At 69.0% G+C, this 12,071-nt stretch carries 11 protein-coding genes; 4 read left to right on the forward strand and 7 right to left on the reverse strand.

All coding sequences use genetic code 11. The features are described 5' to 3' along the window. Positions 1-9: 9 nt before the first annotated feature. The 4 genes from mfnA to ppsA form a co-directional block, all read right to left on the reverse strand. The gene (mfnA, locus tag LT965_RS11600; protein ID WP_232700963.1) at positions 10-1,074 is read right to left on the reverse strand and encodes a tyrosine decarboxylase MfnA; all 1,065 of its coding nucleotides are present in this window, start codon (positions 1,072-1,074) and stop codon (positions 10-12) included. Positions 1,075-1,119: 45 nt separating this feature from the next. Continuing rightward, on the reverse strand, positions 1,120-2,169 hold the full coding sequence (locus LT965_RS11605) for a DUF7537 family lipoprotein (protein WP_232700964.1): 1,050 nt from the start codon (positions 2,167-2,169) through the stop codon (positions 1,120-1,122). A gap of 73 nt (positions 2,170-2,242) precedes the next feature. After that, positions 2,243-3,526 carry a M48 family metallopeptidase gene (locus tag LT965_RS11610; protein ID WP_232700965.1) on the reverse strand — a complete coding sequence of 428 codons (1,284 nt, stop codon included), beginning with the start codon at positions 3,524-3,526 and terminating at the stop codon, positions 2,243-2,245. Positions 3,527-3,794: 268 nt separating this feature from the next. Then, positions 3,795-6,050: a pyruvate, water dikinase gene (gene ppsA, locus LT965_RS11615; protein ID WP_232700966.1), complete on the reverse strand. Its 2,256-nt coding sequence runs from the start codon at positions 6,048-6,050 to the stop codon at positions 3,795-3,797. 130 nt (positions 6,051-6,180) lie between these two features. Between ppsA and LT965_RS11620 the strand changes: the two genes are divergently transcribed. Further along, positions 6,181-6,591, forward strand: a complete 411-nt coding sequence (locus tag LT965_RS11620) for a hypothetical protein (protein ID WP_232700967.1) — start codon at positions 6,181-6,183, stop codon at positions 6,589-6,591. Here the strand turns inward: LT965_RS11620 and LT965_RS11625 are convergent. From LT965_RS11625 to LT965_RS11640, 3 genes are all read right to left on the reverse strand, one after another. Further along, on the reverse strand, positions 6,588-7,496 hold the full coding sequence (locus LT965_RS11625) for a PhzF family phenazine biosynthesis protein (protein ID WP_232700968.1): 909 nt from the start codon (positions 7,494-7,496) through the stop codon (positions 6,588-6,590). The two genes, LT965_RS11620 and LT965_RS11625, sit on opposite strands and share 4 nt — an antisense overlap. Positions 7,497-7,554: 58 nt before the next feature. Next, positions 7,555-8,430 (reverse strand): universal stress protein, encoded by an 876-nt coding sequence (locus LT965_RS11630; RefSeq protein WP_232700969.1) that lies wholly within the window; start codon positions 8,428-8,430, stop codon positions 7,555-7,557. Positions 8,431-8,600: 170 nt separating this feature from the next. Beyond that, positions 8,601-9,473 (reverse strand): universal stress protein, encoded by an 873-nt coding sequence (locus LT965_RS11640; RefSeq protein WP_232700970.1) that lies wholly within the window; start codon positions 9,471-9,473, stop codon positions 8,601-8,603. Positions 9,474-9,637: 164 nt separating this feature from the next. Here LT965_RS11640 and LT965_RS11645 point away from each other — a divergent pair, with 164 nt between their 5' ends. The 3 genes from LT965_RS11645 (at position 9,638) to LT965_RS11655 (ending at position 12,054) form a co-directional block, all read left to right on the forward strand. Beyond that, positions 9,638-10,348 carry a phosphoribosyltransferase gene (locus tag LT965_RS11645; RefSeq protein ID WP_232700971.1) on the forward strand — a complete coding sequence of 237 codons (711 nt, stop codon included), beginning with the start codon at positions 9,638-9,640 and terminating at the stop codon, positions 10,346-10,348. Between the two features lie 37 nt (positions 10,349-10,385). Continuing rightward, positions 10,386-11,240, forward strand: coding sequence for an S-methyl-5'-thioadenosine phosphorylase (mtnP, locus tag LT965_RS11650; protein WP_232700972.1), 855 nt, complete (start codon positions 10,386-10,388; stop codon positions 11,238-11,240). 85 nt (positions 11,241-11,325) lie between these two features. After that, complete coding sequence (locus tag LT965_RS11655; protein WP_232700973.1) at positions 11,326-12,054, forward strand: DUF7504 family protein; 729 nt, start codon at positions 11,326-11,328, stop codon at positions 12,052-12,054. Positions 12,055-12,071 lie beyond the last annotated feature (17 nt).

Here is a 12,071-nt window from a genome sequence, read left to right on the forward strand (position 1 = left end):
GTGAAAATCCTACTGGACGGTCGCGAGATCTGCGAGGAACCGTTCGAGCATCTCGCGAGTGACGTGGGGCATGCAGACGACGCGGAGTTCGCCGCCGGCCATGCGCGAGATCCGCCAGCCGCGCTCACGGAGCGCCTCGAACTCGCTGTCGGGGAGGTCGGCGGCGACCAGCGGGAGCACCGGGTCGACGACGTCGTAGCCGCGAACCTCGAGTTCCTCCGCGAGGAACTCGGCGTTCGCCCACGAGCGCTCGTACTGCTCGCGGTAGCCCGCGGGCCAGAGCGCGTCGAGGGCAGCGTGGGCGCCCGCGACGCCCGCTCCGGAGCGCGTGCCACCGAGCGTCGGTTGCGTGTCGGATTCGAGGTACGGCGTCCGGATGGACAGGGCGTCCAGCGTCTCCGGGTCCCTGGCGAGGAAGCCACCGGAGGGGATGGGCGCCTGCCCCATCTTGTGAGGGTCGATGGTCATCGTGTCCACGGGGGCGTCCGCGAAGTCCCAGTCGTGGTCCGTGAACGGGAGGACGAAGCCGCCCCACGCGGCGTCGACGTGGAGGTTCGCGCCGACGTCCTCGGCGACGTCGCCGAGCGCGGGGATGGGGTCCACGCGGCCGAACTCCGTGGTGCCGGCGACGCCGACGACGAGCGCCGTGTCGTCGTCCGCGAGGTCCGCGACGGCGTCCACGTCCGCGCGGTGGTCGTCGTCCAGTGCGGCGAGTCGGAGTTCGACGTCGAGCACCTCCGCGGCCTTCTGGAAGCTGAAGTGCGCGCTCTCGGGCGCGACGACGTTCACGTCGCCGTCGGCGCGGTTGCGGGCGGCTCGCACCGCCTGCAGGTTCGCCTCGGTGCCGCCGGAGCCGACGTAGCCGTGCGGGTCGTCGAGGCCGACCACGTCGCCGAGCAGTTCGACGGCCTCCGCCTCGAGTTCGGCGACGGCGGGGTAGGTAGCGGGGTCGCCGGGGTTGTCCGCGAGGAACGAGACGGCGGCCTCGCGGGCGGCGGGGTGGGGCTCCGTACACATCGAGGAGAGCACGCGGTCGAAGTTCTGTGGGGCGGGTCTGGACTCCGCGCGCGTCATACCTCCGAGAACTGGGAGGAGTGGTTTAGCGGTTCCGCTCTCGGGTCAGGCCGCTGTGGTCCCCGCACCCGCCGTCTCCACGGCGAAGGCGGCGTTCAGTATCGACGCGCCGTCCGGGCCGGTGACGCTGACCTCGTACGAGCCTTCGATGCGCTCGAAGTTCCCCGACGGCTCCTCGAGGGAGAGGACGGGTGCGCTTCCGTCCGCCGGGTACGCGACGTAGGCTCGCTCGCCGACGTCGAGGGACTCCTCGAACGTGAGTGTGTGCGTCTCGCCGTCGTGCGTGAGTTCGACGGTCGTCCCCGCGGGGAGTGGTTCGCCGGCCTGGTGTTCGAGTTCGATCAGTTCGTCGGTCGAGTCGAGTTCGACCGAGGCGTCCAGTGTGGCGGCCGCGCTGTCCCCCCACTCGGGTCGCTCGACTGAGTCGACGCCCACGGTGGTCAGTTCGAAGTCGAGCGCGCGCGTCCACGAACCGGACTCTGACTCGGCCTCGGTCGTCGTGTTCAGCTCGTGGACGCGCCCGTCGAGGTCGACGACGGCGTGCGCGCGGTACGACTGGTACGCGCCGTCGTGCGTCGGGCGGGTCCGGTTCGCGTCGAGGGCGAGGACCGTCCGGCCGTCCTCGACGTACCGGTCGGTCACCTCGAAGTCGCCGGCCGCGAGGACGCGCTCGAGTTGCGCGGTCCACGGCTCGGCAGCCCCGTCGTGGCGTTCGCGCTGGTCGAATTGCGTCTCGTCGCCGTGGGCGACGCGCGTCAGGACGACGGAGTCGTTCGCCCACGTATCGACGGCGAGTGTTCCGTCGTCGCGCCCGAACTCCGCGTTCAGGCGGAACTCGTCGCCCTTCGTCCGACCGGTGTACGAGCCGTTCTCGGTCCTGTCTGATGCCACCGCGACGCGGAACGTGTAGCCCGGGTCCGCGAGCACGCTGCTGTGGGCGTCCAGCAGCGCGGTGGCGTTCTCGACCCCGTCGGCCGTGACGCCAGGCGGGAAGCCGTCGGCGGGCGTCTGTTCGGGGCTGTCGGTGGCAGGGGCGCCGGCACCGAGACAGCCAGCGGTCACGAGGAGGGCGACTACCGCGAGGACCGTTCGCATACACGTACCGACACGATAAGTCGTAATCAAAACCCGGGTTCGCGACCGAACTCGGGCACCGTTCGGGCGACTCTCAGACGGTAACGTTCTCGTCTTCCGGGAGCTGTTCGTTCTCGGTCTCGCTCTCGGTCAGGTACCGGATGCGCTCGGGGACCGGCGGGTGCTGGTAGTGGAACGTCTCGTAGAGCGGGTGCGGGAAGGGGTTGCCGAGGTTCTCGCTGGTGAGGTCGGCAAGGGCGTCAGCGAGCGGAGCGCCGCTCCCCATCACGTCGACGGCGAACGCGTCGGCCTCGCGCTCGTTGGCGAGCCAGAGCCGGTTCTGGACGGGCGAGGTGAGTTCGTCGAGTGGCTGGAGCCACAGCGCCGCGAGCAGCAGGCCGGCGGCCGGCTGCTGGGGAACGGCGAACATCTCGTAGAGCCACGCCGACTCGACGAGGAACTGCGCGACGAACAGCAGCACGGCGACCTGGACGGCGCTCGCGGCGAGGTTCTGCCAGATGTGCCCCTTCTTCCAGTGGGCGAGTTCGTGGGCGAGCACGCTCTGGACCGCCGTCTCGTCCATCTGTTCGACGAGCGTGTCGAAGAGGACGACGCGCTTGGTGCGCCCGAACCCGGTGAAGAACGCGTTCGAGTGTCCCGACCGGGAGCTGGCGTTCATCACGTACACCTGGTCGCAGGTGAACCCGGCGCGTTCGAAGACGTCCTCGACGGCGTCGCGCAACTCGCCGTCCTCGACGGGGTCGAAGTCGTAGAACAGTGGCATCACGACTCGCGGGACGAGTACCTGCGTCGCCAGCAGGAAGGCCACGACGACGCCCGTCGCGGCCAGCCACCAGAACACCGGGAACCACTCGACGGCGAGCAGCACGCCGCCACCCAGGATGGCCGCGAAGACGGCGGCGACGGCGGTGCCGACGACTCTGTCGCGAGCGAACAGCCGTGGCGACTGCTCGTTGAAGTCGAACGCCTCCTCGACGCCGAACGTGTCGAAGACGTCGAACGGCAGCGACACCACCTGGAGGGCGACGACCGAACCGACGAACAGCAGGACGCCAGCGAGCAGGTCGTTGCCAACGACGTCGAACGTCCACTCGACCGCTCCGCCGAACAGCCCCGAGTACAGCACGAGCAGGACGACGGCGAGCACGACGACGCTCTGTAGCTGTGACGCCGCGGTCCCGAGCCGGTGGTAGTCGAGCAGGCGGTCGGGGTTCTCGACGCCGACAGTCTCCGCGAGCCAGTCTGCGCGCTCGCGGACCGTCCGTTCGGCGTACTGGACGTTCAGCGCGGCGAGCACCGCGAAGAACGCCGTCGTGCCGACGACGAGCGCGAGGAAGATAGCGTGGTAGACGAGCATACCGCGTGGCTATGGCGAGATTCGTCAAACGTCTGTCGGTGACTGCCGAGAACGATGCGAGCGATTCACTCCGCGAACGAAGTGAGCGGAGGCCGACGAACGACCACCGCGCCCGGAGGGCGCGGCGGGGGTGAGGAGTGCTTTTCCCCCAAGTTTTTGCCGAGTTGAGCGGGACCTCTGGTCCCGCTAACCATGCGAACGGCGCGAAGCGCCGTGAGCAGACGGGGGCCGCCTCCGGCGACCCCCCGCAGAGCAAAAAGTGGGTTCCCTAGTCCCTGACGCTGTCGAGGATGAGCCGCTGTTCCTCGCGTTTGACTTCGTGCTGGACGTCGCGGACGGCGTCGATGTTCGCGGAGATCGAGGAGATGCCGGTGTCCACGAGGAACGTCACCATCTCCGGCTTGGAGCCGGCCTGCCCGCAGATGCTGGTGGCGACGTCGTGCTCGCGGCAGGACTCGATGGTCGTCCCGATGAGCTTCAGAACCGAGGGGTGGAGTTCGTCGAAGCGGTCGGCGACGTTGCCGTTGTTCCGGTCGACGGCGAGCGTGTACTGGGTCAGGTCGTTCGTGCCGAAGGAGGCGAAGTCGATGCCCTCGGCGGCGAGTTCGTCGATGGAGAGCGCGGCGGCGGGCGTCTCGATCATCACGCCCCACGTGCGCTTCTCGGTGTCGATGCCGGTGTCGACCATGAGCTCCCGGGCCTGGCGCACGTCGTCGGCGTCGTTGATGAGCGGGAACATGATCTCGACGTTGTCGTAGCCCATCTCGAACAGCTCCGCGAACGCCTCGAGTTCGTGCCGGAAGACGTCCGGGCGGTCGAGGCTACGGCGGATGCCGCGGTAGCCGAGCATCGGGTTGTGTTCGTGGGGTTCGTCGTTACCGCCCTCGAGCTGTCGGAACTCGTCGGTCGGCGCGTCGAGGGTACGAACGCGCACGGGCCGCGGGTAGAACTCCTCGGCGACGCGCTGGATGCCGTCGACGAGCTCTTGGATGTACGCCGTCTCCCCGTGGTTCTCGATGTAGCGCGCCGGGGTCTGGTTCGTCGAGAGGATCATGTGCTCCATGCGGAGCAGGCCGACGCCGTCGGCGCCCGTCGCGGCGGCGCGTTCGGCGGCCTCCGGGATGGAGACGTTGACCTTGACCTCGGTCGCGGTCATCGGCTTCACGGGCGTCTTCGGGCGCGCCTCCTCGATGGGGTCGCGCTCGGCGTCCTGCTCGACGCGGCCCTCGGTGACGACGCCGCGGTCGCCGTCGAGGGTGACGATCTGGTCGTCCTCGAGCACCTCGGTGGCGTCCGTCGCACCGACGACCGCGGGACAGCCGAGTTCGCGGGAGACGATGGCAGCGTGGCTCGTCATGCCGCCCTCGTCGGTGACGATGCCGGCCGCGCGCTTCATCGCGGGCACCATGTCCGGGGTGGTCATCTCGGTGACGATGATGTCGCCCTCGCCGACCTTGTCGAGCTGGTCGAGCTTAGTGACGATGCGGACCGCCCCGGACGCGACACCCGGGCTCGCGCCGAGTCCGTTCACGAGCGCTTCGCCGCCGTCGTCGTTGTTCTCCGTCATGGCTTCGTTGGATTCGTCGATGGTGGTGATGGGACGGGACTGCAGCATGTAGATGTCGCCGTCGACCATCGCCCACTCCACGTCCTGGGGTTCGCCGTAGTGGTCCTCGACGCGCTCGCCAATCGCGACGAGCGCCTGGATCTCGTCGTCGGAGAGCACGCGCGCCTCGCGCTTCTCGTCGGGCACCTCGCGCTCGACGGTCTCGCCGGTCTCGGCGTCCTTGACGTGCATCAGCTTCTTGTCGGCGACGGTGACCTCCTCGACCTCGCCGCTGTCGCGGTCCACGTGGTAGTTGTCCGGGGAGACAGAGCCCGAGACGACGGCCTCGCCGAGCCCCCAGGCGGCTTCGATGATGGCCTCGTGGGCGCCCGTCGAGGGGTGACTCGTGAACATCACGCCGGACTTCTCGGCGTCGACCATGCGCTGGACGACGACGGCGATGTCCACGATGTCGTGTTCGAAGCCCTGTTCTTCGCGGTAGTAGATGGCGCGCTGGGTGAACAGCGACGCCCAGCAGCGCTTCACGCGGTCGAGGAGGTCCTCGCGGGTGACGTTGAGGAACGTCTCCTGCTGGCCCGCGAAGCTCGCGTCCGGGAGGTCCTCGGCGGTCGCCGACGACCGGACGGCGACGAACGCCTGCCCGTCGTCGAGGTCGTCGTACGACGAGAGGATGTTCTCGCGGAGCGCCTCGGGGAGCTCCGTGTTCATGATGATCTCCTCGGCCGCCGCCTCCGCGGTGGCGAGCGCTTCGGAGTCGTCCGGGTCGACGTCGACTGCCTCGAACAGTTCGTCGTCGATGCCGGCTTCCTCGATGAACCTGCGGTACGTTCCGGCGGTCACGACGAACCCCGGAGGCACGGGTAGCCCGGCGTCCGTGAGCTCGCCGAGCGACGCGCCCTTCCCGCCGACACTGTCGATGTCGTCGGCCCGTATATCCTCCAGCCAGCGTACAGCCATGTGGCACGTAATTAGACCGGAAAGACGCATAAGTAGATTGCGAACAGCGCAGGCCTGTACGAACGTATCGGCGAGTCGACCGATTCCGGCTGGCGGTGGATTTTAACCCTCGTGCTGCCTTCGACGCCACATGGACACCAAACGGTCAGCAGTACACGCGGGCAAGTACTTCCTCGTCACGTCGCTGTTCGCCGCCGTCGCCCTCGCGTTCGTCGCCGCCGGCGCCTACGTGAGCCAGGGGGCTCTCGAAGCCGGGACGATCAGCGAACTCGTCTCGGAGGGAGCACCGGGCATCGCTCTCGCCGTCGTCGGCATCCTCGTCTACCGCTTCGGCAAGGCGTGGGCGCTGTACAAGACGCTCACGGCCGCCCACGAGGAGGCGCTGGCGGACACGTTCGACACCCAGCACGTCAAGAGCGACATCGTCAGCGTGCTCGACGAACGCCTCGCGGACATGCAGACGGACCTCCAGTCGGTGAACCGCGAGATCCGGAAGCTCAAGGACGACGACCAGTTCGACTTCGGCGAGCCGAAGAGCTAGGCTTCCAGAATCTCGTCGGCCTCCGTGGCCGGCACCCGCAGCGTCCCGTCGAGGGTCTCGAGGGCCGTCCCGCCGACCTGCGGCGCGCCCCCGTCCGCCGCACGTACCCGGACCGTGCCCGGTCGGTCGACGAAGTGTCCCTGTTCGAACGTCATCTCCGCCGTCATGTCCCCGCCGAACGCCTCGTAGTGGTGTAGATACGCGCCAGCGGCACCGCTCGCGGTGCCGGTGACCGGGTCCTCCTCGACGCCGAGCCCGGGCACCCACGCCCGCCCGTGGAGCGTCGAGTCGCCGTCGAGCGCGTCGAACGTGAACGCGTAGACGCCAGCCGCGTCAACGTCGTCGGCGAGCGCCGCGACCGCGTCGAAGTCCGGGTCGGCGCTCCCGAGGTCCGAGAGGTACGTGATGGGGACGACGAGGAACGGGAGGCCGGTGTCCGCGACGGCCAGCGGCAGGTCGTCGCTGGCGCCACGCAGCGCCTCCACGTCCAGCCCCGTGGCATCCGCGACGCGCTCGTAGCTCAGGTCGACGTCCCGAACCTCGGGCGGGTTCTGCGTCATCCACACCGTGCCGTCCGCGGCGACCTCGACGTCGAGGACGCCGACGTTCGTCTCCAGGCTGTACTCGCCCGCGTCGACGACGCCGTCGGCGAACAGGTGGGCGTGGCTCGCGACGGTCGCGTGCCCGCAGAGGTCCACCTCGGCCGTCGGCGAGAAGTAGCGGATGCGGCGGTCGGCGTCCCCGCTCGGCCGGAGGAACGCCGTCTCGCTCGCGCCGAGTTCCGCCGCGATGGCCTGCATCTGGTCGTCGGTCAGGTCCCCGGCGTCGGGCACCACGCCCGCCGCGTTCCCCGCGCAGGGCTCGTCGGTGAACGCGTCCACCAGCAGCGCCCGCGTCTCTGTCATGGCCCGGGGTTCGCGCTCCTCCGTGTTGCGTGTTTTCCTCCCGGCACCCGCGCGGGTGTCACCGCTCGTCGGTCGGCCGTCGGACCGTCAACACCGGCACCGGCGACGTGCGCACGAGCTGTTCGGTGACGCTCCCGAGGACGTACCGGTCGAACCCGGTGCGACCGTGCGTACCCGCGACGACCAGGTCGACGTCGTTGTCCTTCACGTAGGACCGGATCTCGCGCTGTATCGACGTGCCGACCTCCACCGACTCGAACACTGTTTCGACGCCCGCGTCCCTCGCGACCGTGGCCGCGTCGGCGACGACGTCGCGCGCGTTCTGTTCGAGCGCGTCCTCGACCATCTCGATGCGGGCGTCCACGCCGAGGCCCGTGATGTCGATGACCGACAGCAGGTGGACCGCGGCGTCGTCCTCGGTGGCGACGCCGGCACCCACTTCCAGGGCGGCCCGCGCGGTGTCGCTGCCGTCGGTCGGCACGAGCACGTTCTCGAAGGGGTAGCGGTGGGCGTCCTCGTTTGGCTTGATGGTGAGCACGGGGACGTCCGACCGCCGGAGGACGCGCTCGGTCGTGCTCCCGAGCAGGAAGCGCTCGAGGCCTCGGCGCCCGCGGGTCGGCATCGCGATCACGTCGACGCCGGTCTCCTCCGCGTAGTCGAGGATGGTCCGGTACGGCTCGCCGCGTCGTACCTCGGTGGTGGTGTCGACGCCGCGTTCGTCCGCGCGCTCGGCGACGTCACGGACGAGCTGTTCGCCGCGCTCTTCGAGCGTCTCGACCAGGCCAGTCTGGCGCTCTACGTTGCTCCGCGTCGTGTCCGCGACGTTGAGGACGTGGACCGTCGCGTCGTGGCCGGCTGCTATCTCGAGCACGTAGTCGAACGCTGCCTCCGCACAGTCGCTCCCGTCGGCCGGGAAGAGAATCTGGTCGAACATACCTGTAGTATTGTGTCCAGTACACAAAACTGTGCCCGTCGTTCCCTGCCTACCGGGACAGTCAGTCAGCGTGTATCGACCGGGACGGTGCGGCGAGCAGGAGCGCCGTCTCGCTCGCGCCGAGTTCTGCCGCGATGGCCTGCATCTGGTCGTCGGTCAGGTCCCTGGCGTCACTCGTCGTCCGTCGGCTCCCGGACGGTCAACACGGGAACCGACGACGTGCGGACCAGAGACTCCGCGACGCTCCCGAGGACGTACCGGTCGAACCCGGTGCGACCGTGCGTCCCGACCACGACGAGGTCGACGTCGTGGGCCCGGACGTAGGACCGGACCACACCGCTGACGGACGACCCGAACTCGACGCTCTCGGACACGGTGTCGACGCCGGCGTCCGTCGCGAACGCCGCCGACTCCGCCACGATGCGGTTCGCGCTCTCCTCGAAGACCTCCATGGCGATCCTGGCGTCCACGCCGAGACTCGTGACGTCGACGACGGACAGGAGGTGGAGCGCCGCGCCGGCTTCGTCGGCGACCCCCACGCCCGCCTCGAGCGCGGCGCGCGCGCAGTCGCTCCCGTCGGTCGCCACCAGCACGTTCTCGAAGGGGTAGTCGAAGTCGGAGGCGCCGTCCGGTTTGAGCGTGAGCACGGGGACGTCAGACCGGCGGACCACGCGCTCGGTCGTGCTCCCGAGCAGGAAGCGGGCGAGGCCACGGCGCCCGCGGGTCGGCATCACGATCACGTCGACGTCCGCGGACGCTGCGTAGTCGCTGACGACGCGGTACGGGTCGCCTCGCAGCACGTCGGTGTGAGTGGCGACACCTCGTTCTCGGGCGCGCTCGGCCGCCTCGTCGACGATCTGCTGGCCCCGTCGTTCGAGGGCACCGACGACGTCCTCCTGCCCGCCGACGGCGCTGCGCGTCGTGTCCGCGACGTGCAGGAGGTGGACCGTCGCGTCGTGGGTGGCGGCAACGTCCAGCACGTAGTCGAAGGCGGCCGTCGCCCCGGCGCTTCCGTCGGTCGGGAACAGTATCTCCTCGAACATGCTAGTGGTGTCGCGTCCCGCACACAAAGCTGTGCGCGCCGCTCCCGGCCCGTGAGGTCCGAGCAGTCCGCGAAGTCGGTCGGGTGGAGGACGTCGGGAGGCGTCTGCGACGCCGGACCGCCTGTAAACGGTTAAGTGGCGACGCACGCGACTTCCTACACGCAATGAGCGACCTCCCGGACGACTTCAAATGCACTATCACCAACTGGGAGTACATCTACGGACTCTGCCGGGACGTGAGCGACGAGGTCAAAGCCGCCGACTTCGAACCGGACGTCGTCGTAGCACTCGCCCGCGGCGGCTGGTTCGCGGGCCGGTGTCTCTGTGACTTCCTCGGCCTGAACGACCTGACGAGCCTCAAGATGGAACACTACGTCGGGACCGCCCAGAAGTCCGGCGAACCCGAGGTCCGCTACCCGATGCCGGAGGGCTCCGTCGAGGACAAGGACGTCCTCATCATCGACGACATCGCGGACACCGGCGGCTCCATCGAGCACGCCTTCGAGTACGTCCAGGACCGCGACGCCAACGAGATCCGGACGGCCACGCTGCAGTTGCTCCAGACCAGCGAGTTCGAACCCGACTACGTCGGCGAGCGACTCGAACAGTGGGCGTGGGTCGTCTACCCGTGGAACTTCATCGAGGACATGGTGGACATCGTCTCCGGCGTGATGGAGACGGACGGCGACGGCCCGTACTCGGCGGCCGAGGTCCGCCACCTGCTCGCGGCGTACCACGACGTCGAGCGCATCGAGATGGAGATCGCACAGCCCGACCGCCTCGACGAGGTGCTCGAGGAGATGGTCCGCCGCGACGTACTCGTCGAAGCGGGCGACGGCGAGTGGGCGCTCGCGGACGACGACGCGCAGCCGTAGCGCATCGTTTAGGTGGGTCCGCCGTGACCGTCGTTGTATGATCGGCTTCATCGGCGGGTCCGGCATCTACGAGGCGCTCCCACTGGAGAACGTCCGCGAAGTGGAGACGACCACGCCGTACGGCGACCCGAGCGCGCCAGTGACGGTCGGCGAGTTCGGGAGTACGGGCACGGAAGTCGCCTTCCTCCCGCGCCACGGCCCCGACCACCAGCGCGACCCGACGAACCTCCCGTACAAGGCGAACATCTACGCGCTCAAACAGCTCGGCGTCGAGCGCGTGCTCGCGTCGAACGCCGTCGGCAGCCTGAAGGAAGAGCTCCCGCCCCAGACGCTCGTCGTCCCGGACCAGATCTTCGACCGCACGAAGAACCGCGACCTGACGTTCTTCGGCGACGGCGTCGTCGTCCACCAGCCGTTCGCGGACCCGTACTGCCCGCACATGGTCGAGCACCTCCACGACGCCGCGACCGACGCCACGGACGCGGAGACCCAGGCGGGTGGTACCTACGTCTGCATCGAGGGGCCGCAGTACTCGACGCGCGCCGAGTCGGAGTTCTACAAGAGCCAGGGCTGGGACCTCGTCGGCATGACCGCCATCCCGGAGGCGAAGCTCGCGCGGGAAGCCGAGATGTGTTACGCCACTGTCGCCGGTGTCACGGACTACGACGTCTGGAAGCAGGACAGCGAGGTCACCCTCGAGGAGGTCCTGGAGAACGCCGCGGAGAACGAGACGGCCATCAAGCAGACCGTCGAGCGTGCCATCGAGACGATGCCCAACGAGCGCGACTGCGACTGCGGCCACAGCCTCGAGGGGACGGTGAACACACCGACGGAGGCCATCCCGGAGGACACCCGCGACCGCGTCGACGCGCTGCTAGGCGACTACCTCTGAGCCTTCTGTTCGCGCCGCTCCGCGTAAGATACGCGGCGTCGTACCCAAAATGTAAATACGACTCCCCCGTTGGTTACGACAAGCAATGGGGGACCACGTGGACGCGGAGGCATTCTCGAACGAACTCGCTGCACTGAAGCGAGACGGCTGCAACGTGCTGGTCGTCAGCGACGCGCCGGGTCGGGGGCCGGCCTGCGAGCGACTGCTCGGTGCACCGGAACTCGACCGCAGTCACGTCTTCGTCACCACGTCCTCGGACGTGTCCACGGTCCTCGACCGTCACCGGCCTCGCCGCACGGACGCTGGCTCCTTCGGCGTCGTCGACGCGACGCCGGCCACCGGCACGCGTTCGGCCGCGGCGTCGACGCCCGCTACGGACGCACCGACGCTCGGTACCGCCGGCACCGCGGACGTCGAGGACTGGTACGACCGCGTCGACGACCTCACGGACTTCGACGCGCTGTTCGCCGCGACGAAACGCACGCTCGACCGCGTCGCCGTCGACGCCGACGGCCCCGGCGGCCTCCGCTTCTGCCTCGACGGCCTCGACCCCCTCTTCGGCGCCGTCGAGGGGGCAGACGGCGTGGACGAAGAGGCGCTGTTCCGGTTCCTCCACCTGCTGTCGAGTGCGGTCCGCCAGGTCGACGGGATGGGACACTTCCACGCCTCCGCGAGCGTCGACGACGACCACCTCGCCACCGTCGAGCCGCTGTTCGACGCCACGCTGTCCATCGAGACCACGGCGTCGGGCACCGTCCAGCAGCGCTGGCGGCTCCACGAGTCCGGTCGTGTCACCGACTGGTTCGAGTTCTAGTCGGCCGTCCAGGTACC

Origin of the sequence: Halobacterium wangiae, from assembly GCF_021249345.1 — an archaeon.
Taxonomy (GTDB): Archaea; Halobacteriota; Halobacteria; order Halobacteriales; family Halobacteriaceae; genus Halobacterium; species Halobacterium wangiae.

Excerpts from the sequence above, each read along its gene's own strand:
- LT965_RS11625 (WP_232700968.1), bottom strand. The coding sequence starts at position 7,496 with ATGACAGAGACGCGGGCGCTGCTGGTGGACGCGTTCACCGACGAGCCC.
- LT965_RS11630 (WP_232700969.1), bottom strand. The coding sequence starts at position 8,430 with ATGTTCGACCAGATTCTCTTCCCGGCCGACGGGAGCGACTGTGCGGAG.
- LT965_RS11655 (WP_232700973.1), top strand. The coding sequence starts at position 11,326 with ATGGGGGACCACGTGGACGCGGAGGCATTCTCGAACGAACTCGCTGCA.
- mtnP (WP_232700972.1), top strand. The coding sequence starts at position 10,386 with ATGATCGGCTTCATCGGCGGGTCCGGCATCTACGAGGCGCTCCCACTG.
- LT965_RS11620 (WP_232700967.1), top strand. The coding sequence starts at position 6,181 with ATGGACACCAAACGGTCAGCAGTACACGCGGGCAAGTACTTCCTCGTC.
- LT965_RS11645 (WP_232700971.1), top strand. The coding sequence starts at position 9,638 with ATGAGCGACCTCCCGGACGACTTCAAATGCACTATCACCAACTGGGAG.
- LT965_RS11640 (WP_232700970.1), bottom strand. The coding sequence starts at position 9,473 with ATGTTCGAGGAGATACTGTTCCCGACCGACGGAAGCGCCGGGGCGACG.
- ppsA (WP_232700966.1), bottom strand. The coding sequence starts at position 6,050 with ATGGCTGTACGCTGGCTGGAGGATATACGGGCCGACGACATCGACAGT.
- mfnA (WP_232700963.1), bottom strand. The coding sequence starts at position 1,074 with ATGACGCGCGCGGAGTCCAGACCCGCCCCACAGAACTTCGACCGCGTG.
- LT965_RS11610 (WP_232700965.1), bottom strand. The coding sequence starts at position 3,526 with ATGCTCGTCTACCACGCTATCTTCCTCGCGCTCGTCGTCGGCACGACG.
- LT965_RS11605 (WP_232700964.1), bottom strand. The coding sequence starts at position 2,169 with ATGCGAACGGTCCTCGCGGTAGTCGCCCTCCTCGTGACCGCTGGCTGT.